Consider the following 21,771-nt stretch of genomic DNA (forward strand, 5'->3'; position numbering starts at 1 on the left):
GGTTTGGGGTGTCTCGATGGATCGCCTGCGACGATTAGTTCAGCTCTCGGAATTCAGCGGTGGCGAAGAGGGCCTGACAGAATGCGGCCCAGGAGCCTCCAGGTTGTCTTGGGGCCAGATCGGGGAACTCGTCGAGGAAGGTGCGAGCTGCCTTTATCTCGTCGGCTCGGGGAGAACGGGCGAAGGCCAGCCGAAAGGCCAGGCCGATCCGCTCGTCTGTTCCCTTCGCCTCGTCGGCCAGCCGTCTTGCGAACGTCTCGGCCTGCTGGAGCACGAACGGGTTGTTCATCAAATAGAGCGACTGCGCCGGGACGGTCGTCGACTCCCGTTTCCCGGTGACCAGGCTTGGGTCGGGGAAGTCGAAGGCGTCGAGCGCCGGGTCCATTCGGTCGCGAAGCACCGGCATGTAGACCGCCCGATAGGTCGGCACCGGCTCTGCCGTTGGGATCGAGAAGAGCGTCGCGAAGGCGCCGGGCCCCGTCCTTCCCGCCATTCCTGGACCACCGGCCATCCCTTGGCCGAACCGGGGGCGATCTCCACCCTGGCCGAATCGGGGGCGATCCGAATCCGGTTGTCCGCCCCGTCCATTTTGGCCGAATCCGGGACGGTTCATCCTCTGACCACTACCGGCCATACCCATCCGTTGGCCCATCGCGACGGGGGCGGGTCGCTGCCGATCGAGCTGCCGGACGTTGCCGTCACCCAGCCTGGCGACGACCGATCCGGCCGGGCGATCGGTGTCCAGGTTGCCGCTGACGGCAAGGATCGCGTCCCGGATCGCCTCGGCCTCCAGCCGGCGCGGGGCCTGTCGCCAGACGAGTGTGTTGTCCGGATCGACGGCGGCGTTGCGATCGTCAATCGCCGAGTCGAGCTGATATGCTCGACTCAGAACGATGGATCGGATCAGCGCCTTGACGGACCATCCCCCCTCCACGAACGAGACCGCCAGGTGATCGAGCAGCTCCGGATGGCTCGGCGGTTGCCCGGTGGCGCCGAAGTTGTCGGGAGAGTCGACGAGACCTCGGCCGAACAGATGCAGCCAGACTCGATTGACCATCACCCGGGCCGTGAGCGGATTCGCCGGGTCGGCGATCCAATCGGCCAGCTCAAGCCGCCCGCTGCCCGAGGCGATGGCAGTCGCCGACGGGCCGTCGATCACCTGAAGGAACCCGCGAGGCACCACCTCCGACGGCCGGTCCAGTTCTCCCCGGAGGAACAGCGGAATGTCAATTGCGTCACCTTCTCGGGCCCCCATCGCCAGCAGCCGAGACGACCCGTCGGGGTTGTAGTAGGACAGCCGGGTTCGGAGATTGGCGGACTGGACGATCGCGGCCACCCGGAAATTCAGCGCGTTCGGCTCGTCGCCAAGCTGACGCTGGAACTCCCCGATGCTGGCGAGCCGGTCGCGGATCTCCTGGAGTTCCTCCCGAGAAAGCGGAGCGCCGTCGATGGCCCCCGACCCCTCCGGCAGCTCGACAAGGCCGGCGGTTCGATTGACCTGCACGGTCCGAGCACCTCCAAAAAGTGTGTCGGTGCTGGCGAAGATGCCCGCCATCGCGTAGTAGTCACGCTGGGGAATCGGGTCGGTCTTGTGGTCGTGGCAGCGGGCACAGGCGACCGTCAGGCCGAGCATTCCTCGACCGATCGCGTCGACTTGTTCGTCGGCCAGGTCGAGCAAGAACTGTCGAGGGTCCTGCGTGATGTGCGACTTCGTCCCGACCGCCAGGTAGCCCGTTGCCACCAGTTGCTCGGCCCGCTGCCGGTCGTTCTCTGACGGCAACAGGTCGCCGGCGATCTGTTCCTTGAGGAATTGATCGTACGGCTTGTCGGCATTGAAGGCGTCGATGACGTAGTCGCGGTAACGCCAGGCGAACGGATAGAAGATATTCACATCCTTACCGCTCGATTCTGCGAACCGCGCCACGTCGAGCCAGTGTCGCCCCCAGCGCTCCCCGAAGGCAGGAGAGTCGAGCAACCGATCCACGACCTTCTCGAACGCATCCGGCGATGTGTCCTCCAGAAACACGGCGAGATCCTCCGGAGTCGGCGGCAGTCCGGTCAGGTCAAATGAGACCCGGCGAAGCAAGGTTGCGCGGTCGGCATCGCCAACGGGATGCAGACCGGCGGACTCCAGCCCGGCCAGGAGGAAGCGGTCGATGTCTGACCGGGGCCAATCGACATCGGCGACGGCGGGCGGCTCAACCGCGACTGGTGGCTGGAACGCCCAGTGTGTTTTGCCCTGTTCCACGTTGATGGTCGACTCCGGTGCCGGGGCCGCGGTGACTGGCGGCCCCGAGTCTCTCGGGTCCGGCGCTCCCATGGCGACCCATCGCTCAAAGTCGGCGATCACCTCCCGCGGCAGCGGCTCGCCGGGCGGCATCGGACGGAAGTCCTCACCCCGCATTGAGAGGATCAGGACGCTGTCATCCGGCAGGCCCGGCTCAATGATCGGCCCGCTCGCCCCTCCCAGCAGCATGGCCTCTCGGGTGTCGAGCTTCAGTCCCCCCCGGACTTGCGAGGCTCCCTCGGAATGGCAGGAATAACACTGGGTGGCCAGGACCGGCCGGATTTTCGACTCGAAGAAGGCGACCTGTTCGTCGGTCATCGGTTCTGCCGGTACATCTGCGTGGCGCTCATCCGAGGCAACTCCCGACGGAAGGACCGATCGGAGCGGGTTTCTCGGGTCGCGGCGGAATCCCATCCCCGGCCCGACTTGATTTCCGGGCGCCCCGGGGCGCCTCATGGCATTGCCTCGCCCGTATTCATCGGGCGAGATGAAATCGTCCCCGTTGCTGTCCAGGTTCGAGAAGACGAACCTGACGGCCGCCAAGTTGTCTCGAAACCGAGGAGAGGCCTGGACAGCCGTCCGAAATTCCTCAAACGAGACTTTGCCATCGCGGTTGGCGTCAAGCGTCCCGAACGGGGGAGGGGCGGGAGTGTCACCGAATCCTCTGGGAGGCTGTCCCATTCGTCCGCCGAACCTTGCGGGCGGCTGTCCGGGACGCTGCAGGTTCTTCAACTCATCGAGATCGAGCCCTCCGTCGCGGTTCGTGTCGAGACGGTTGAACAGGAAATCGACCTGTGCAGGCTGCTCTCGAAGTCGGGGAGCACGCTCGGCGATCGGTGCAAACTCAGCCTTCGACACTTTCCCGTCGCCGTCCCGATCGAGTCTGATGAGCAACTCCTCCGGCTCCGGTTGATCCGGAGGACCGACTTGTGCTCGCGCCGCCTGTGCCGACACGCCCAGGCTGATCAGCATGATCCATCCGATGAATCGAACTTTCATCGTCACGTCCCCCTCCCAGTGGCCTGGGTCGTCGAGATGCTCCGCTCCACCCCCCAAGGCTCGGGTGAACCCGGCCACTGGGGCGATCCTCACCGATGAAACACCGGCTCCTCGGGAGAGGTGTCGCGTGTTTCCGCCGATCACCCCCGAAGTCGAGTGTTCGAAATTGACTCACGATTGGGAGATCTGGCCCTGGCCGTTCTGGTTTCAGCTCCTTGAAAAACCTGAGGTCGTCGACCAATCGGCCCAGGGGCCGGTTTGTGGTAATCTAGGATCGGTCAAGGTCGGCGGAACATGACTCGTCGATCGACCGCAGGCCGACCCACCCTCGCACCGAACCGCGGGCCGTCAGGACCCGACGAATCATGAATCGAATCGACGCCTTGTTCTCTCGACTCCGATCCGAAGGACATCGGGCCTTGATGCCCTTCCTCACCGCGGGCGATCCCGACTTATCGACGACCGCGGCCTTGATCCGGGAAGCGGTCCGTCGAGGGGCGCACATGATCGAGGTCGGCATTCCCTACTCTGACCCAATTGCCGATGGCCCGGTCATCGCAGCCAGCTACCAACGAGCGCTCGACGCCGGAATCAAGCTCGGTCCGATCTTCGAGATGCTCACCGCCCTGCGTCGGGGAGAAGGGGGAGCCCCGGTCGAGGTGCCAATGGTCACCATGTCTTCCTATGCGATCATTCACCGACGAGGCACCAGTCGCTACCTCGACGAGGCAAAGGCCGCGGGCATCGATGGCCTGATCGTACCGGACCTTCCGGTCGAGGAGGCCGGCACCCTGGCCGAGCTTGCAGCCGAACGTGACCTGCGACTCATTCAGCTCATCACGCCTCGGACTCCCCGCGACCGTGCGGCCGCGATTGCTCGGACAACAACCGGGTTCATCTATTACGTTTCGGTGGCCGGAATTACCGGCGAGCGGACCGAGTTGCCCCCCGATCTGTCTGAGGCCGTCCACTGGCTTCGCACTCAAACCGAGTTGCCCATCTGCATCGGCTTCGGGATCAGCCGTCCCGAACACATCCGGGCACTGGCTCCGGTCGCCGATGGCTTGATCGTCGGCAGTGCGCTCGTTCGACGACTCGCTGATGCCTCAGACACCCCTCGCGAGGTGCTCGTCGATCGGGTCGGTGCCTTCGTCGAAGAACTGGCCGGCGCCTTACCGTCGTAATCCTTAACAAGAGCTACGAGCCTGTCGATCCGCACCCCCGTTTCCTCGACACGCTTGAACAGTGCCTCACGGTGTTGCCTTGACCGAGGCGAGACGATCCTGGATGACCGCCCGGTACGCATTCGGATCAGTCCCTTTGGGAGAGGCGATCCCAATTCCCACGCAGGCACTGATCGGAACGACCCGGACAATATTGCGTTCCTGGTCACCAAGGAGCGCGACCCGGGTCTCACCCAGTTGCGCCGTGTTGTCCCAATGACACCGCGATGCTGAGCCATCAGCCAGGAAGAGCATGACTTCGGGCATCCCGGCGTCACGCAACTGTTGCCAGAGTACAGTGATCAGGTCGCCCATCTCCGCGATCCCTCCGGAATCGGGCGTGGCCCGGGTTCCGGAATGAACTCCCCGCGACCGTCCGCCCCAAGCAGTCTAGGACACGGTTGGCTTGAGGCAGAGCAGGGTGCGAGGGAGACCAGGCCCCTTGCTCAGACCGAAACGCAATACTTCGGCCCCTGCCCCGTGAGCAGCCAGTGAGGCTCGACTCGGGTCACGGCGAGAAATCGAAGCAACACATCACCAGGGATTGGTCCTCCACGCTCATAGTCCGACCAGCGATGGAAGGGCAGGTGAAGTGCCGAGGCGAGCAGTGGCCCACCATGTTCGCCATAGAGATCAAACCGCACCTCGCGCATGCGAATCGCTAGTTCCGTCCGGATCGACGGCCAATCCCAGTTCTCAGGAAGTTCCAAGCGATTCATGGCGAAACGATGACCTCCGGCGATCTCCGAAGGACAGGCAAGACGCTGTGCTATTTCAGGTCCGAACTTCCTCTAATTTAGCTTGTCGCTGCGTAAGAGTCCAGTCTGACTCAGGTGCCCCAATCACCAGGATTGCGGGAAGTGGCCGGGCCGTTGGAGGCCGAGCGACGCGGTACGATCGATCGCGATGGGAGGACAATTTCAGAAACTCGGACGGATTGCCGAAAATAGTTTGTCGCAGATCGTCGGAGAATCCGGTTCCCGGTATGGCGAGTTGAGCAGGTGAGATTCTTGTCGCTGCGATGAGGCAGCAAGGGTCTGAGGCCGCTCAATGGTCGCTTTCAACTGCAGGCGAGGGAACTGTGCTGGCGACACTGATCTCAACCCGATGCCTGGCAGATCGGATCCGCCGGGCCTATCTTCGTCGACGTCCATGGTGGACAGGCGTGGATCCCGACGCGGCGGTCTGGTCGGCCTCAGCGGCGGCATTGATCGACGCCCACTGGTCAAATCCGCATCTGCCTCTTGATCCCGAACTGTTCGTTGTCTCCCAACCGCAATGTGATGCGGTTGCGGATCCCTGGGGTGATCTGGTTGGACCTCCGGCCGTGCGACGCTATCGGCGCCGAGTGGCTCGGATTGTCCGAAGACTGCGATCGGAATTGCGTGCTGAGCTTCGATTGATCAGATCGCGGTGCTGTCGCGGGGTCTCCGTTGAATCGCAAGTGTTGCAAGGTGGTCGTGGACTGTCTCCGCTCGGGCGATATATCGCGGCCATTCGGCTGGATCGCCCCGACTTGGCTGCGCTCCTTCGTCACGATGCTCTGCGTCAACATGACGGTTGTCCGCTGTACCAGCTGGCTTCCCGGGGCCTCCTGCCTGAAGGCCGATACCCGGTTGCCGTGATCCAGCCGTCCCCGCTGGCACCGCTGCCAATAGGTACTTTCGTCGGTTGGAATTAAGTCGAATTGCCCCGCTCGGGGACGACTGCGCTTTGGTCGTTGAACCTGGGTCAAACCAACCAGGGCAACGTCTCGCCCGCACCCATTGCCTTCTGAATGCCTCGACGATACCACAGCAATCTGAGGGATTTCCCTTTTCTTTCTGGTCTTCTCTGTGGCACGATGATTAATGTGACATGTCCGGACGGCACCGATTGGACGACCGTCTGCTTGCATGCTAAACATAGCAGCAGTACGGGCCTCCGACCTCGGACCTGAACTGTGGAGGATTCCCATCATGCATGCCTCGTCAGGGCGGTCGTTTGATGGCTTGTTCGCTCGCGCGCAGTCCGGCGACAAAGACGCGTGGGAGGAATTGTTTCGCGAGTGTTACCCCAAAGTTATCCGGGTCGTCCGCAGACGCTTGAATCAGCCCATGCGATCACTCTACGATTCGGCCGATTTTGCCAGTGACGTCTGGCGCAGTCTGCTCGCCAAGTCAGATCGATTCGATTTTCCGAATATCGGTTCATTGCTTGCCTTCCTGGAAAAAGCGGCAACCCAGAAGGTGATTGATGAACATCGAAAGCTCCACAGTCAGAAACGCGATCAGACCCGGACCATGAGTCTCGACGCAAATGTCGAAGGGCTCTCTGTAGGAATGCAGGTTCCGTCGACGGACCCGACACCAAGTCAGTACGCAGTGGCCAACGAAAGTTTTCAACGGGTCAACGAACGACTCGACGACACGCATCGCCGCGTCCTTGAGATGGCTCGCGAGGGCTATGCCACCCGGGAGATTTCCGACTCCGTGGGCTGGAGTGTGAGGCAAGTCCAACGGGCGCTCAAAAAATTGGGTGATGCCTGGCTCTCGGACGAGAGGCCCAGATCATGAGTGAAGGCTCCCCGAAGCGTCCGCCAACCGAGAACGTGTCTGACTCCTCGACCACCCGATTTCGAGAACTGCGGGAACACTGGCAACGAGAAGGGCAGTCTCCCTCGGTCCTCATCCGATTGGTCAAGACCGACCTTCAGCGCCGTTTTGATCTGGGCGAGCGTCCGGCTGTTCGCGCTTATCTCGACGCCATCCCCGTTCTGCGCGACGACTCGAACTGGGTGCTCAGCCTGGTGTACGAGGAGTACTGCCTGCTCCAGGAAGTCGGTGAGGCTCCCAGTCCCGACTCCTTCTGCAACCGCTACGAATCCTGGCGCGACTCGTTGATCTCCCAACTGAATTACCATCAACTCCTGAGCCAGGCTGCAGGTGGGATGCCGCGATTGCCACGGTTCCCGGAGCCCGGCGAATACTTCATGAAATACCACCTGCGATCGATTCTCGGTCAGGGAGGCGCCGCTCGCGTCTTTTTGGCCGAGGACGATAAGCTTGGTGGTCGGCCCACTGCGTTGAAAATCTCGGCGAATCGTGGCGAAGAGCCCTCGATCATGGCTCGGCTGAAGCACCGAAATATCATGGAGGTGCTGAACGTCGACTTTGATGAAGAGTCTGGTTTGCGAGGGCTCTGCATGCCCTACCTGCCCGGCCTTCCGCTCGATCAGATTCTGGATCGAATGTGCGCCACGCGGCCCGAGGATCGCACAGCTCAGACCTTGCTCGACGCAATCGCCCCCGAGGGTCACTCGATCGGCTTGGATCAACCTGCCTGGACTGACTTTCCGACCGAAGCTTATGTGGATGCCTGCCTCTGGTTGGCCGCCCAGTTGGCCGATGCCCTGGCTCATGCTCACGATCGAGACGTGTTGCACCGGGATGTCAAACCAGCGAACGTCCTCATTTCCTGCTCTGATGGTCCTCAGCTCATCGACTTCAACCTCGCTCACGACCCCCACACTCCCGAACGTGCCGAAAGTGCCCTCCGCGGTGGAACGCTTCCCTACATGGCTCCCGAGCAACTTCGGGCCTTCCTCGATCCTATCCAGTGGGACAGTGTCGGTCCCACCGCTGATGTCTACGCCTTGGGGCTCGTGCTCCGTGAGTTGTTGATCGGGACCCGTCCGGAGGCTCCTCCCGCGAACGTCCCTTTGCCTCGCACCATTAATGAATTGCTCGACGTTCGCTTCGCCGGCTGGCCCTCGACCCGGATCGAAAACCCGAAGGTGCCTTACGCCCTCGATGCGATCCTTGCGCGATGTCTCGCCTTCGAACCGAGCGATCGCTACCCGTCGGCCAAAGCCCTTGCCGAAGATCTCCGAGCGCTCCTCCGACGACAGCCCTTGGTCTACGAACGCAACCCCAGCCTTCGTGAACGTCTGAATTTCTGGCTGCATCGCAATCGCCGAAACCTGACCGCATCCGCCAGTGCTGCCTTGATCCTTTTCTGTGGGATCGGCATTGCCGGTGCTGCGAAGTCGTTCTCGGGAGTTGACCATTTCGAACGGGGACTCGTTTTTTACAATCGGTCGCTCAGTCCTGCCAATATCGAGCAAGCTGACGAACTTTTGGAAGACGCGAAAGTAGAATTTCTCACGGTAGTTCAGGGTGAGGCCAGGACCCTTGAGGACCGCAGTAATCATCTGCGGTCTTATCACGCCCTCGCGGTGATTGCGAAGGAGGAGGGGGATCTTGCGACTCACAACCAGATGCTCACTCAAGCAATTCACCTGTACCAAGCGTTGGACCAGACCGACGTTTCGATCCTCGGTCATGAAGACTGGCTGGAGGAATTTTGTACTTACGTCACGAATCTGTATGTGCAGAAGGTTCTCGAAGCGAACGCGAAATTTGAACGGTTGCTCTCGAATAAGTTGATCCATTCCGAAGAAGCTCACCAACAGGTGATCGAACTCCTCAAGCTTGAGCCCGAGATCGAACTCGGCTTGAGCTACTCCAAAAAGGCGTCTCCAGAGATCCGAATCAGAATGCATTGGGCTACTGCCTTCGCATACGACACGATTTTGACTCAGAGGGTCTCCCCGGACGTGCGAAAGCACTATTCCCAGCGTTTCCAGACGATTACTGCCCAAGCGCTTGACCTGATTGAGAAAGAGGGTTCGCAATCCGAAGTGCGGAAATATGAGACCGAATTCATTCAACTCCGAAATGAACGAGATTCTTGGGATCAACGAAAAATGTCAAGCGAATGACCGAGTATCATCTCACCTGTTCATTCCATGACGCTTAAACATCGGCCATGGTGGACAGGCACTCCTCTTGAAGTCTTTGGAGCATTTCGGCCTTGGCTTCGCAATAGGATTCGTCTGTTTGAGTGATTGTCGTCTCGGTTTGCGGGATCGGTGTACTCTCCACAAGGGGGGGATACCCAAGAGGGGCCACGCTGACCGGAACGATTCGGGAAGTCAGGCCATCAACCGCCGGAACGAACCGAGAAGATCGCTGCGAACGTCTGCGTTGACGAATTGCGAACATGGTATGGCCCTTGAACGGACGAAGACCGCAAGAATCGTGTGAGGAAATCGCGTCGGTGCGCCAGGACGAACGCCGGGCGCACCCGCATGTGGCTCAGTTCGTCGAGCTGCGAATTGGATCAACCGAACGTACCTCGATCAGATCTCTTTATCGGATCGATGGGTCCAGAGTTCTAAGAAAACTCTGATTTCGGCTCGCAGAGGATGAGGAATCTTAGGTGGTGTGTGCTGTGCGATGACTGACTCTGACACCATGAAGACCGGATTTCAGTTTCAGTCGCGACACACTTTTCGGAATCAAACCAGGAACGCCCGAGCGTGGTCCTCGAGGCTCAGCTCATGGCGAGGCCGGCCATCGCCAGGACAATCCCTGCATGAGTGGACCAGAGAAGGGTGCGGGTCCAGTTGCTCCGCACAAGCTTCCGACAGGTTGATGCGTCGTAGCCTGTAGCGAGTTGATGGTGCAGTGGAACCTGGACTAATGCCGTGACTACCCACGTCAAGATGGCCACGGTCAGTCCGGTGATTGCAAGCCAGAGCGGAGTATTCGCGGGCATCACCACGACCAATCCTGCCGCGCTAACCAGCTCTGCGAGCATGGCCGGACCGACGATCGGCCCGATCCGCCGAACGTGTTCGGTGTGGTAACGACCAAAGGCTCCGGGACTCACCTCGCTAAGAAGCGGATAATGGACCAGCTGAACTAGCCAGATCAGCCCCGTCATGAACAAGGTCGAGCTGAGGCAAATCAAGAGAAGCGCAACTGCCATCAACAATCCTCGAAGGGACCAGGTTGCACCTGAGTGATCGAGAGCAAGACCATCAGCGTCCAGAACCAGGAATGCTCAAAAGATGATGGCGGATGGGTTTTAGTGAGACACTAGTACGTGGTGATTCAGGAGAAGCCATGTTTTCCAAAAAACGATTTTACTGCGAATCCCCCCTGTCAACAAGCAAAGTCAACACCACCTGGCTAGACGACCGGACAGCCCACAGACTACGATCCGACCTTCGCTTTGTACCGTCCCACCGTTCGGTTGACGGCGTTGCAACATCAGGAATCAGGAGAGGAGTGCCGAGATGCCCCGCCGGTCGAATGCTCGCGACCTGCAATCCTTGCTCGTCAAACTCGTTCGACGGGATCCTCGATGGTTGATCGTGCTCCTCATGATCGCGGGTGTCGTGTTCCTGATCGATCGGTTTCAACATGCCTCCAAAAGGCGGATGCCGATTCCCCCGGCATCAACAGAAGGGTATCTGTTCTGTTCCTGGAATGTTGAGAACCTATTTGACGATGTCGATGATCCCCGCAACTTGGATCCGCTCGATTCATGGTTTGCCAGAGACAGCAGGGCACTTCGACAGAAGCTTGACCTTCTGGCCGATTCGCTCCTTGAGCTTAATGAAGGACGAGGTCCGGATATTCTTGCATTGGTGGAAGTCGAGAACCGTCGCGCCGTGGAATTGCTCCAGGAGACGCTCAATCGTCGTCTCTCGACCGAATGGCATTACACTGAGATTGCCCATCATGACAATCTCTCGGGACGTCGGATTGAGCCTGCCATCCTCACACGGCTCCCTCTCGAATCGAGCGGCATGCGAACGTATTCCGCCGGCCGTCGCCTGCTCGGTGCCAGAGTCGAGATCGACGGGCACCCCCTGGATGTCCTGGTCGGACACTGGACCAGCCGTCTGACCGACGAGGATGGGTCCAAACGTCTCGCCTATGCTCAGGAAATGTACGCGACGTACCAGAAAATCGAACGATCAAACAACGATCTTGCTGACGTACTGATTTGCGGTGATTTCAACGACGAGCCGGATGACGAGGCGATTCGGCTCGGACTTCGAGCCACCGGAGATCAATCCGCAGTGGTTGCCTCAGCAGGCACCAATCAACCTCGCCTGTTGAATCTCATGGCGGGTCGAGACCCGGAACAATTCGGCACGTACCTCTATCGGAATCGCTGGCAGATTCTCGATCACCTCGTCATTTCGGCTGGCCTGCTCGATGATCAAGGTTGGTCGCTCGTGGTCGACACAGTGCAAACCGTCAACGGCCCATCACTTCAGGATCGTCGAGGGGGCCCCCTTCGCTTTGGCAATGAAACCAAAGTGAATCGCAGGGGACCATCCGATCATTTCGCCGTTTGTGTGCGGCTGCATCCTCCCAAGACTCAGGAACAAGCGGTGGAAGGAGCTCAGGATCTGGCAATGACGCCATCCCTGATCCCCCTCCATTGATCAACCGCCATTATTCCGCCTGGTCCATCAGGACCGGACGCCCAGGAGACGCATCCGGCCGCCGAGCCCGCTCAATCACCGCGCGAAAATGCCCCTGGGTGTCCCGAGGGACCTGAGGATGGGATGAGATTACCTCCTCTGCCCAGTTCGGATAGGTTTCGACCAGCCGTCCCATCAGCGAGACAAACCATCCCGCTTCTTGAATCTGATCTTCAAGTAAACGTTCGATTAGTGGTCGAAATGTCTTGGCGACGGCCCTCCATCCCTTCGAGTCCACCTTGACGAAGGCTTCCACGTTGTGCTGAATCCAGGGACTCCCGCTCGCTTCCTTGAAATAATTCGTATGCACGATGAGTACAATGCGTCCTTCCAGATGAGCCGAGCCTCGAGGGCTGCGATACTCTAGGTTGCATAGCAACGCATGCATTTGAGGTGATCGCAGGACGAAACTCCATGTTGCCGTCGTCCCGCTGCCGTCAGTTCCCTGGTAAACCCCGGGCGCAATCTGCATGAGCCGGGCCGGGCTGGTGCTCAGATCCTGCCAGAGTGCCAACGTCAGCGCCGGTTCGTTCAAGAGACTCAAATAGAGTTGCGGATCACAGGGGAACGTCTCCGGCTCTCCCTTGTGGTGAAAGCTGTGCTCGGAAATCACTTCCGAGACCTCCGCGCGAGCCTCGGGCGCAACCTGATGCAGCGGCAAGACCTCCAGCGGGTCGATCCGACGATTCCCAAGCAGCCCCGATGACCCCGGGCCCGCCCCTGCGGTCGCAACCACAGCCACGGCCACGACTAGGGCCGAAAGCGTCCGGCTCGGCACTCGCCTCATCATGGACCTCACCCCCGATCGAGGCGCCTTGCAACGTCACAACGTCACTCGCCTCGATCTTTCGCATCCCTGCTCAATACGTCTGTCGGCCAGCGTTCCTCCGGCCTTCCTGTGACTTCTTGATCGGTCCCCCATCACCTACAAAATGACAAGAAAAGACCCGACCCGAGAATTTCTGCCCATTTTGGTAAACCTGGAAAACTGGGTGGTTTTTCCTCCGCCAACCTGACCTTGTCGGACTGTTCCGGTTCGCTAGGATGTGACGCGCCCTGGTTGAGGGGCCAAGGATCAGGTCGAACATCGAGCCAGCTGACGCAGGGAGGCGACCATGCCGCTGGGACGTGGAGCACGGATGGGACTGGGATTCGTGGGCGTCGCGGGGTTACTGGCCGCGGCCGGACTGGCAATGACCATGGCTCCTTCAGAGCCTCCGGCGGCCGAGACCGACGGCTCGGTTGCGCCATCGGCGTCGGCCTCGACCGAGCATCGCCGGGACGAGGCGTTGACGGACCGAGCAGGTCTGCTCGCTCAAGGGGATGCCGAGGCCTTGATTCAGGCAAAAGATGCCTTGCAGTCACCTTCGGGGTCGAATCAGGGCGAATCGCTTGCGGCGGAGCCATTGACCCAGGATCAACTGAACGCATGGCTTGATGACCTCGTAGGGCTCGGGTCTGGGTTCCGTCGCTTTGGCCCCGTCGATCGAAGCCGTGTGATGGAACTCATTGGCGGAGCGCTCGATCGGATGACCGTCAGCCCGGTCCCCGATCGCTGGATCGAGGCGTTGCCTCCCTCGGCAGAGTTACTCACGGTCGGGCTTGCCGACGCGTCTCCGGCGGTCCGGGCCGCTGCCGCTGAGGTCCTGGGGAGAGTCTGGGGCTGGCAGCCCGGCACAGCGATTTGGCCCGATGCCGAACGGACCGTGGCGACCTGGAAGAACCGCCTCCATACGCCACTGGTTTCCTTGCTCGACGATGCAGAGCCGGGGGTTCGACTGGCGACGGTCATCGCGCTTGGCAAACTGCCGATTGACGCCATGGCTGAACCTGCGGTGGCTCGCATCGCAGACGAGGTTCCGGCTGTTCGCATGCAGGTGCTTACCAGCTTCGCTCCCCGTCGTGACGTGTTGACCGATGACGAGGTCCTGCCCTTGCTCTTCGATCCTGAGTCGCCAGTCGCTCTGGCGGCCCAACTGGTTCTGAAGGCTCGGGGGCTCAACGACGATTTGATCGGTCTGGCCAAGTTGCTTTATCATCCCCGCGCCGATCTGAGGGCTTCGGCCATCGCTCAGATCGAACGACGCGAGGACATCGATCCGATAGTCTGGCTCGACCGTCTCTCTCACGATCAGGATGAACAGGTCCGCTCGCAGGCGATGGAAGCGCTCAGCCGCCTCGCCTCGCCCGATGCTCGTCGCCGGGTTTCGGAGATGGCGGCATCCGACCCCTCTCCGACTGTCCGTGATGCTGCCCGTCGCGCGCTGGACGACCTGACAGCCGACCTTCCGCCGCTTCCTGGGTCACCAGATCTATATCCCCGAGCGAACTGATCAACGCATCAGAGTGGCTTGTGATGACCGGCCCACCCAAACGCCCCGCCCTTGATGCAGGGCGTTGTCGATCGACGAGGACTGAGCGAATGAGACGAGGTTGGTGCTCGCCGATCGTCTGAACGTCCCCGGAACTCCGCAAACGGCTATGACCGGGCAAGGCCACGGTAGAATCAGAAGGACATCGTCCTCGTCCTCGATCATCAAGCAGTTGGCTTGGTGGACAATCGGGGCATCATGGGGTCGGTTCGGTTGCAGAGGGGAGGTGACGGCTGTTGGGGTACTGCTCTCGAAGGCGCTCGACAACACTCGCAGCCCGATCATCCCGATCAAGAACGCGCCAGAGTTGAGCGATGGCGGCGAGTGAACGGGCATGCTCGTCGGCCTGACTAGGGTAAAGAATGTCGGTGTTCAGGTATGCGAACAGGGCGTCTCGGGGTTTTCCGGCCGCTCGGAGGCAATCTCCGAGGGTGTTGTAGGCCGGGGCCAGGGTCGAGGCGTCTTCCGGGTCGGCCTCGTCGATCACCAACCGGACCACGTTTTCCGCCTCATCGAAGCGACTGAGCCCGGCCAGGGCCTCGGCCCGTGCCAGGTCGGCTCGGATCCGGGCAATGCTCCCCTCAGGAAGCCGATCGACGAGAGATTCAAGTTCCTGAAGTGCCTGTTCCGACTGTCCTCGCTTGACCATCACCTGTGACCGGAGCACCGCGGCGCGGTCGCTCGCCCAAGAGAGTTTGGCCAGTTCCTGAAGTGCTCGGTCGGCAGCGTCGAAGTCTCGGGCATCGAGTTGCAAGGTCGAGAGGAGTTCGAGGGCCGGGCCGTAATGCCGGCTGCTCGAGAGATCTGTGGTGATTGCCCGAAGGGCCTCGATCGCGGCCTCTCGTTTTGATGGGTCCACCTGTGCGCGTCGGGCCAGGGCCGAGGCACTTCGGAATCGAGCGTCCTGGGCCAGGAGGGGGTTGTTCACCTCGCGTGAGGCTTGCTGATACAACTCGGCAGCCTGTTCGAGATCTCCACTGTTCTCCCGGGCTTTGGCCTGGGTGAAGGTCGCGCCTGGAGTATCGTAGGTCACCTCGGCAATCTGGTCGAGGGGGACCTCTCGCCCCTCAATGCGGACCAGCTCCGGGGTCTCTCGCTCCACCTTGCCTCGAATCCGGCCCCCAGGGGCAGTGATGGTCGAGCCGGGCACAAGCACCACGTCGTCGGCGACCGAGGCGCTTGTGAGAACCAGGACTGTCAGGACCGCCCAGGAAGATCGATGAAGGTTCATGCGTCGTGATGTCCTCGGGTCGGGAGTTCGGTCGTCGTGATGTCCTCGGGTCGGGAGTTCGGTTTCGACCGGCGGAATCAACCGCCGGCTCGGCGGAGCAACTGCTCATAGTTTTGCTTGATCTCGGGAGAACCAAGCGTGTTTGACAGCGCCATCACGCTCTTGAGCGTCCTCCGGGCCGCGTCCTTACTCCCCTTGTTGAACTGACAAAGTGCGACGTGATACCAGCACTCGTAGTATTCTGCAGGGCGAGGTCGAGCGCCCTCGAGCCGCTTGGCGAGGTCTTGCCAGTGACGGATCGCGACATTCCAATAACCCGGCTCAACTGCTGCCCAGTCTTCGAGCACCTGGCATTGTTCCATCAGGAAGTCGAGTGCCTTCGGGTTTTCCGCCACAAGCTTCGCCGACACAGCCCAGGCCTCTTTGAACTGGCCGGCCTGGCGATGAGCTCCCGAGAGCTTCAACCGGGTCCGGAGCAGGCGATCGCTGTCCGGGAACTCCTCGATCACCCGTCCGAAGATCTCGATCGCTCGATCGGGACGCTCAAGCGTGAGCATTTGCTCGCCGGCCCACTGGAGCGATTCATACGACTGGTTCGATTGCCGCTCGATCAGGGTGTCGAGGAACTTTTCGAAAGCGTTCCGGCTGGCTTCAAGCCGGGCACGATCGCCCGCCTGCCGCTGGGCTTCCATCTCCCGTTCAAGCAATCGCCCGAGCGAGAAAAACAATTGTGTCAAGCGTTCGCCTGACTCGACCGCTTCCAGCAATCCCATGTCCTCGATGGCTGCGTCGGTCTGACCGTCGGCGATATGTGCTTGAAGCTGAAGCTTCATCAACCGAACATACAAATCTTTGGTCCGATCACTCATGGAGGTGACCGAGCTGAGTGCCTCGGTATGCGGGCTAAGCACCGACAAGGATTCAGCAGGACGATCTTCGATCAGATGGATCTCGGCCAGATCTGCTGCATTGCTCAGCCGGTCCGGATCGGTGGGAGCAACCCGGGCCTCGATCCGCGCGTCGTAGGTTTCTTGAAGCAGGGCGAGGGCCTTGTCTGCCTCCGCGGTGGCCTCGGGCGATTCGGTTCCTTCAGGGGCCTTCTTCCGCAAGTCGAGGCTGCGTCGCCAGTGAGCCGAAGCAGCTTTGCTCTTCGCGTCAAGCACTCGTCCTGAGGTCTTCACGGAAAGGTACGCCTCGATCGCTTCGGGGTAGCGCCCCTGGCCCAGAGCAATGTCTCCCTGAAGAATACGAGCGACATCGGCCTGGGCCGAGTCGGGCCAAGTGGCGATCGTGTAGTCGGCGAGAGCTTGAAGACGCTGAAGGTCTTGCGCCTGGCCTGGCCCCTTCATCGTTTCGTAGGCCTGGGCCAACGCTCCCATGCCCAACTCGGTCGCCCCCAGCGACGATTCCCACGTCGGATAGCGACGAGCGAGGAAATTGGCCAGCACCGCGGCCTCGTGGTACCGACCTGCAGAATAGAGCGTAAAGGCAAGGAGGTAACGGGCCTCGTTCGCCCGGCTCGAATCACGAGCGGGATTGACCTTCGTCAGGGCCGATCGGAGCAGGGCGATCGCATTCTCCCACGAGCGAAGCCCCATTTCCTCGCGAGCTCGGGTCATGGCCTGATCGAAGCTCAAGCCGGCGAGGGTTCTCGCATCGATCGGTCCGCTGGGCCGATACTTGGTCAGAAGCTCGACCGCGTCAGCCTTGTACGGCGACGCATAGGCGACCACCTGGCTGAGTTGCGTGATCAGATCGCCGACCAGCTCATCCTTGCGGGCGACGGCCGCTGCGTAATTGTCTTCGAGCTGAGCATCAATGTTCCGGGCCAGTTCCAATTGAACGCCGAGACGTTCGTAAGACCCGGTATCCCCCCGGCTCGCATTCAACCAGTCGCGGGCGAGCCGTTCGGCCAGGGGGAACTCGCCGCGTTTGCGAGTGGCGATCACTTTGAAGAAGGCGACCTGACGCTGCAATTCACGCAATCGGGGGTCTTCATGTGTGAGCAGTTCGTTATAAATCCCCATCGCCGCCCCAAGGTCCCCCTTCTCCTCAAGGCTCTTGCCTTGCCACATCCGGGCGGCGAATCCGGCCATCCAGGTCCGGTACGAATCGTAAATGCCCTTGAACGTAACCGTGGCCTCGTCGAGCAGGCGATTCCGGTCGTCGGAGCCTTCGGGGTAGGTCTGTGCCTCGTCGTAATCGATCAAGGCGCGTTTCAGAATCGCGTCGATCAGACGGCGTTGGGCCTCGTCTCGGGCCGCTCGTCTCGGGTCAGACTCATCAAGAAAGGCAACCGGGAACGCCTGATAGGCTTGTTCCAGGTCGGTTCGGCCGGCATCGAAGGAACGGCGAGCCTCGGCAAACGCGGCGCGGGCCGCAGCGAGTTTCGCCTCGCGGTCGGCGGGGTCTTCGCTTTCTTCGGCTTTCAAAACCGCTGTCTGACCACGCTGATAAAGCACCTGAGCCAGTTGGACCTTCGCTTCCACGGCCAGTTCGTGGTTGGGATGGTCTTTGAGGAAGGCATCGAAGGCGGCTCGGCCCTGGTCGAGCAGCAAGTCGCGTCGTTCCAGTTCCAGAGCGACCTCGGCTTCTCGAAGCTTATTGCGTGCTTCCTCGAAGGCGAGGATCGGCTTCAACTCCTCCGCCGTGTTGGGATCGGCTCGAAGCGAGGCAATGTACTCCTCCGCCAGATCAAAATACCCGCGATCGCGGAGGCCTTCGAGAAAGCTCAGAGACCGATTCGAAGGGGACTCCTCGCCGAGTTCCTGACGAGCTTCTACGACGGAGTAAGAGCAGGAGACGAGCACCAGCACCGCCGCAATCAGAGCCGCGGCGCGTCGAAATCGAAGCATCGAGAGGGTCTCCCGGGCCGGGGCCGTTGGCAATTCGAAGGGAACAACGGGTGGTCCGCCGTGTGGTGATTCAGGGAGCTTGCCTGCATCAAACTTTACGACGCCTTCGAGCGGGTCGTCAACCCGCCGTGCCGGTCTTCGAGACGTTCGCCCGAGTGTCGATCGCCCGGTGCAAAGCGCGAAGCGCCAGCAGGCCGCACTTCCGACGCGCGGGGGTCAGCGGGATGCCGATCCACTCGATCATCCGATCGGGGGCCAGGGCTCGGGCATCCTCGAGCGTTTGGCCTTCAATCTGTTCGGCGAGGATCGACGCCGCGGCCTGACTGATCACGCAGCCTTTCCCTTCAAAACGAGCCAGGGCAATTCGCTCCGGATCCTCAGGATCGAGGGCGACCTCAAAATGGATCTGATCGCCGCAGAGTGGATTGTCTAAGTCGGCGTCGAGATCGACCACGTCGAGGCGGCCGCGATACGGTGAGCTGTCGTAGTGGTCGAGTAATTCTTCGCGGTAAAACAAGTCTTCCATGCGAATTCGGTCCTCTTTGACTGTCGCGTCGGGAATGAGGGGGAGGTCAGCCGCTCCGGCGGGACCGTCGAGCTCGGAACAGATGAATCGCGTTGCGGATCGCCTCGGCCAATCGATCAAAGTCTTCGGGAGTGTTATAGAGATAGGCACTGGCTCGGGCGCTGGCCATCAATCCGAATCGCTGATGCAAGGGCATCGCGCAGTGCTGGCCGGCTCGAATGGCCACCCCGTCCCGGTCAAGCAACTGGGCCAGGTCGTGCGGGTGAACCCCTTCGATGTCCATGCTGAGAATCCCACCTTTGTGTTCTGGATCCGGGCCAAGGATGTGGACACCGGGAATGTCTTCCATCAATCGGTGGGCATGGTCCATCAGATGCCGTTCATGAGCGATCAGGGCCTTGCTGTCGAACTGCGAGAGATAGTCGATCGCAGCGCCCATCCCAATCGCCTGGGCAATCGGCGGGGTTCCTGGTTCGAACTTATAAGGGATCTCGTTCCACTCGGCGCCTTCGCGGGTCACTCGGGTCACCATGCTCCCGCCTCCCCACGACGGCGGCATCGCCTCCAGATGCGCTCGACGCCCATAGAGCACGCCGACCCCCGTCGGCCCGCACATCTTGTGACCGGAAAACGCCAGGAAATCGATCCTGAGCTTCCCCACGTCGATCGCCCGATGTGCCACCCCCTGAGCTCCGTCGACGACCACGATCGCACCACGATCGTGCGCCATTTCAATGACCGACTCCAGGGGCGTGACCGTTCCCAAGACATTCGACATGGCCGAGAGGGCCACGATCCGGGTCCGATCCGACAGCTGCCGCTCCACCGACTCGACTTCCAGACGCCCGTCGTCGGTGATCTCGGCGAACCGAAGGGTCAGTCCTTTTTCCTTCGCCAGCATTTGCCAGGGAATCAGGTTCGAATGATGCTCCAGGTCGGTCAGGACGATCTCATCCCCCTCTCGAAGGAAGGTTCGTCCCCAAGATTGCGCGACGAGGTTAATCGCGTCGGTCGTTCCTCGGGTCCAGATGATCTCCTCAACCTCGGCGGCACCGATGAATCGGGCCACCGTCTCTCGGGCGGCCTCGTAGGCCTCGGTGGCCCGTTCGCTCAGGGTATGAATTCCGCGATGGACGTTGGCCGGATAGTCCGAGTCGTAACCCTGAACGGCCCTGATAACCTTCCAGGGTTTCATAGTCGTCGCTGCGTTATCCAGGTAGGTCAGGGGAACACCCGGCCGGATTTCCTGGTTCAGTCCCGGGAAATCGGCCTTGAGGTCGTCGTACCGAAGGGAGAGGGAGTCAACGGTCGCCATCATGCTCCGGTGGGCTGGCTTCAAAAGAGGGCAGGGCGATATGCTTTCCTATCATACGAGATTCGAGGCGATCGTGCTCGGTCTTCCCTCAATCGTTCTTGGTCGAAACAATGGGGTTTCGCCCGTCGTCTCGATCCCCGGGAGTTTGCTTCGTGTCCCGATATTTCAAGTACAAAGCCGCTGATGCTCTGCTCGCCGATGCTCGCGCGATGGGCCTCGACCTCCGGCTCAGTGATGACCTTTCTCCGCTGGCCAGCCCCCTGAGCGTCGGTGGACGGACGATCGGCAATCGCCTGGCCATCCATCCGATGGAAGGGTGTGACGGCGAGCGAGACGGCAATCCCGGTGAGTTGACCCTCCGGCGCTACCGACGGTTTGGCGACGGAGGGGCGAAGCTCATCTGGGGAGAGGCCGCCGCCGTCGTTCCCGAAGGCCGCGCCAACACCCGGCAACTCGTGTGCGACGAGGCCCGGGCCGGCGGTCTGGCCCAATTGCTCGAACAGTGCCGCCAGTCCCACCACGAGGCGTGGGGAGATGATTCCGACCTGCTCGTCGGCCTGCAACTGACCCACTCCGGCCGCTACAGCGTCCCCCAGCCGTTCCTGGCACAGCATGACCCCTGGCTCGATCGCCGCACCATCATCGACCGCCAGACCGGACGCTCGGCCGACGCCGACACCCCACTCCTTTCCGACGATGACCTCGACCGCCTCCAGGATCGCTACGTCGAGGCTGCCGAAGTGGCCGCCCGGGTCGGTTTCGACTTTATCGACCTGAAACAGTGCCACCGCTATCTGCTCTGTGAGTTACTCTCAAGCCACACGCGCCCCGGCAAGTACGGCGGATCGTTCGAGAACCGGACCCGCTTCATTCGAGAGGTCGTGGCGCGCATTCGTGATCGCCTTCCGTCCTTGATGGTGGCGACCCGGATGAATGTCTACGACGGCATTCCGTGGCGCACCGGGGCCGATCAGGCCGGAGAGCCGGAGGACGTTTCCTATCCCCTCCGGTCGTCCTGGGGCACCGATCCCCACGACCACACCCGCCCCGACCTCGACGAGCCGATCCGCCTGATCGGCATGCTCCGAGACCTCGGCGTGACGATGGTCAACGTGACGATGGGAAATCCCTACGGAAGCCCTCACATCATCCGCCCCTTCGAATACCCCCCTCCCGACGGCTACGAGACGCCGGAGCACCCGTTAATTGGCGTCGATCGCCACTTCCGCCTGACCGAGCAGATTCAGCGAGCCTTCCCTGATCTGCCGATCCTCGGCTCGGGCTATTCCTGGCTCCAGGCCTTCATTTTCCAGGCAGGGGCCGCCAATGTCCGGGACGGTCGTGTGTCGATTGTCGGAGTGGGCCGGGCCTCGCTCTCGCACCCGGATTTCGCCCGAAACGTTCTTGAAGGTCGTCCGCTCGATCGCAAGCGCATCTGCCGGACCTTCAGTTATTGCACCGCCTTGATGCGATCGAAGCATAACGACCTGGGCCAGTTCGCCACGGGCTGCCCTCCGTTCGACAAGGAGGTGTACGACCCGATCTGGAAAGAGGCGCAGCAGACGGCCCCCTCCTCAGGATGACAATCGTTGCCGCTTCAAGACGATCAGGATGAACCGCTGAGGAAGCCCGGGGC

15 protein-coding genes are annotated in these 21,771 nt (G+C 61.2%); 6 read left to right on the forward strand and 9 right to left on the reverse strand.

Going from position 1 to position 21,771, the window contains the following annotated elements:
- Window positions 1-34: 34 nt before the first annotated feature.
- Window positions 35-3,379 carry a DUF1553 domain-containing protein gene (locus tag HG800_RS07165; RefSeq protein WP_169975247.1) on the reverse strand — a complete coding sequence of 1,115 codons (3,345 nt, stop codon included), beginning with the start codon at window positions 3,377-3,379 and terminating at the stop codon, window positions 35-37.
- A gap of 272 nt (window positions 3,380-3,651) precedes the next feature.
- Here HG800_RS07165 and trpA point away from each other — a divergent pair, with 272 nt between their 5' ends.
- Entirely contained in the window at window positions 3,652-4,470 is an 819-nt protein-coding gene (gene trpA, locus HG800_RS07170; protein ID WP_169975249.1) for a tryptophan synthase subunit alpha, read from the forward strand.
- Window positions 4,471-4,536: 66 nt separating this feature from the next.
- On the opposite strand, the gene HG800_RS07175 is transcribed toward trpA, so the two are convergent.
- Both HG800_RS07175 and HG800_RS07180 read right to left on the reverse strand, forming a co-directional pair.
- The gene (locus HG800_RS07175; protein WP_169975251.1) at window positions 4,537-4,824 is read right to left on the reverse strand and encodes a hypothetical protein; all 288 of its coding nucleotides are present in this window, start codon (window positions 4,822-4,824) and stop codon (window positions 4,537-4,539) included.
- Window positions 4,825-4,955: 131 nt separating this feature from the next.
- On the reverse strand, window positions 4,956-5,228 hold the full coding sequence (locus HG800_RS07180; protein WP_169975253.1) for a hypothetical protein: 273 nt from the start codon (window positions 5,226-5,228) through the stop codon (window positions 4,956-4,958).
- A 1,239-nt stretch (window positions 5,229-6,467) separates the two neighbouring features.
- Here HG800_RS07180 and HG800_RS07185 point away from each other — a divergent pair.
- Both HG800_RS07185 and HG800_RS07190 read left to right on the forward strand, forming a co-directional pair.
- Window positions 6,468-7,064 (forward strand): RNA polymerase sigma factor, encoded by a 597-nt coding sequence (locus tag HG800_RS07185; RefSeq protein WP_169975255.1) that lies wholly within the window; start codon window positions 6,468-6,470, stop codon window positions 7,062-7,064.
- Window positions 7,061-9,271 carry a serine/threonine protein kinase gene (locus HG800_RS07190; protein ID WP_169975257.1) on the forward strand — a complete coding sequence of 737 codons (2,211 nt, stop codon included), beginning with the start codon at window positions 7,061-7,063 and terminating at the stop codon, window positions 9,269-9,271. Before HG800_RS07185 ends, HG800_RS07190 begins: the two co-directional genes overlap by 4 nt.
- Window positions 9,272-9,885: 614 nt before the next feature.
- Here HG800_RS07190 and HG800_RS07195 read toward each other — a convergent pair.
- Complete coding sequence (locus HG800_RS07195) at window positions 9,886-10,323, reverse strand: hypothetical protein (RefSeq protein WP_169975259.1); 438 nt, start codon at window positions 10,321-10,323, stop codon at window positions 9,886-9,888.
- Between the two features lie 310 nt (window positions 10,324-10,633).
- On the opposite strand from HG800_RS07195, the gene HG800_RS07200 reads away from it, so the two are divergent.
- On the forward strand, window positions 10,634-11,797 hold the full coding sequence (locus HG800_RS07200; protein ID WP_169975261.1) for an endonuclease/exonuclease/phosphatase family protein: 1,164 nt from the start codon (window positions 10,634-10,636) through the stop codon (window positions 11,795-11,797).
- 10 nt (window positions 11,798-11,807) lie between these two features.
- Here the strand turns inward: HG800_RS07200 and HG800_RS07205 are convergent, their stop codons facing one another.
- Window positions 11,808-12,626, reverse strand: coding sequence for a hypothetical protein (locus HG800_RS07205; RefSeq protein WP_169975263.1), 819 nt, complete (start codon window positions 12,624-12,626; stop codon window positions 11,808-11,810).
- 325 nt (window positions 12,627-12,951) lie between these two features.
- On the opposite strand from HG800_RS07205, the gene HG800_RS07210 reads away from it, so the two are divergent.
- Entirely contained in the window at window positions 12,952-14,169 is a 1,218-nt protein-coding gene (locus HG800_RS07210; RefSeq protein ID WP_169975265.1) for a HEAT repeat domain-containing protein, read from the forward strand.
- A gap of 235 nt (window positions 14,170-14,404) precedes the next feature.
- On the opposite strand, the gene HG800_RS07215 is transcribed toward HG800_RS07210, so the two are convergent.
- The 4 genes from HG800_RS07215 to HG800_RS07230 all read right to left on the reverse strand — a co-directional run bounded on the left by HG800_RS07215 (window position 14,405) and on the right by HG800_RS07230 (window position 20,138).
- Window positions 14,405-15,439 carry a tetratricopeptide repeat protein gene (locus HG800_RS07215; RefSeq protein WP_169975267.1) on the reverse strand — a complete coding sequence of 345 codons (1,035 nt, stop codon included), beginning with the start codon at window positions 15,437-15,439 and terminating at the stop codon, window positions 14,405-14,407.
- 77 nt (window positions 15,440-15,516) lie between these two features.
- Window positions 15,517-18,294, reverse strand: a complete 2,778-nt coding sequence (locus HG800_RS07220) for a tetratricopeptide repeat protein (protein WP_169975269.1) — start codon at window positions 18,292-18,294, stop codon at window positions 15,517-15,519.
- Between the two features lie 118 nt (window positions 18,295-18,412).
- Window positions 18,413-18,820 carry an iron-sulfur cluster assembly scaffold protein gene (locus HG800_RS07225; protein ID WP_169975271.1) on the reverse strand — a complete coding sequence of 136 codons (408 nt, stop codon included), beginning with the start codon at window positions 18,818-18,820 and terminating at the stop codon, window positions 18,413-18,415.
- Between the two features lie 46 nt (window positions 18,821-18,866).
- Window positions 18,867-20,138, reverse strand: a complete 1,272-nt coding sequence (locus HG800_RS07230; protein ID WP_206352156.1) for an aminotransferase class V-fold PLP-dependent enzyme — start codon at window positions 20,136-20,138, stop codon at window positions 18,867-18,869.
- Window positions 20,139-20,287: 149 nt separating this feature from the next.
- Here HG800_RS07230 and HG800_RS07235 point away from each other — a divergent pair, with 149 nt between their 5' ends.
- Window positions 20,288-21,718, forward strand: a complete 1,431-nt coding sequence (locus HG800_RS07235; protein WP_169975273.1) for an oxidoreductase — start codon at window positions 20,288-20,290, stop codon at window positions 21,716-21,718.
- Window positions 21,719-21,771 lie beyond the last annotated feature (53 nt).

It is taken from the genome of Tautonia rosea, from assembly GCF_012958305.1.
In the GTDB taxonomy this organism is placed as follows: Bacteria; Planctomycetota; Planctomycetia; order Isosphaerales; family Isosphaeraceae; genus Tautonia; species Tautonia rosea.

Excerpts from the sequence above, each read along its gene's own strand:
- trpA (WP_169975249.1), top strand. The coding sequence starts at position 3,652 with ATGAATCGAATCGACGCCTTGTTCTCTCGACTCCGATCCGAAGGACAT.
- HG800_RS07175 (WP_169975251.1), bottom strand. The coding sequence starts at position 4,824 with ATGGGCGACCTGATCACTGTACTCTGGCAACAGTTGCGTGACGCCGGG.
- HG800_RS07180 (WP_169975253.1), bottom strand. The coding sequence starts at position 5,228 with ATGAATCGCTTGGAACTTCCTGAGAACTGGGATTGGCCGTCGATCCGG.
- HG800_RS07185 (WP_169975255.1), top strand. The coding sequence starts at position 6,468 with ATGCATGCCTCGTCAGGGCGGTCGTTTGATGGCTTGTTCGCTCGCGCG.
- HG800_RS07190 (WP_169975257.1), top strand. The coding sequence starts at position 7,061 with ATGAGTGAAGGCTCCCCGAAGCGTCCGCCAACCGAGAACGTGTCTGAC.
- HG800_RS07195 (WP_169975259.1), bottom strand. The coding sequence starts at position 10,323 with ATGGCAGTTGCGCTTCTCTTGATTTGCCTCAGCTCGACCTTGTTCATG.
- HG800_RS07200 (WP_169975261.1), top strand. The coding sequence starts at position 10,634 with ATGCCCCGCCGGTCGAATGCTCGCGACCTGCAATCCTTGCTCGTCAAA.
- HG800_RS07205 (WP_169975263.1), bottom strand. The coding sequence starts at position 12,626 with ATGATGAGGCGAGTGCCGAGCCGGACGCTTTCGGCCCTAGTCGTGGCC.
- HG800_RS07210 (WP_169975265.1), top strand. The coding sequence starts at position 12,952 with ATGCCGCTGGGACGTGGAGCACGGATGGGACTGGGATTCGTGGGCGTC.
- HG800_RS07215 (WP_169975267.1), bottom strand. The coding sequence starts at position 15,439 with ATGAACCTTCATCGATCTTCCTGGGCGGTCCTGACAGTCCTGGTTCTC.
- HG800_RS07220 (WP_169975269.1), bottom strand. The coding sequence starts at position 18,294 with ATGCTTCGATTTCGACGCGCCGCGGCTCTGATTGCGGCGGTGCTGGTG.
- HG800_RS07225 (WP_169975271.1), bottom strand. The coding sequence starts at position 18,820 with ATGGAAGACTTGTTTTACCGCGAAGAATTACTCGACCACTACGACAGC.
- HG800_RS07230 (WP_206352156.1), bottom strand. The coding sequence starts at position 20,138 with ATGATGGCGACCGTTGACTCCCTCTCCCTTCGGTACGACGACCTCAAG.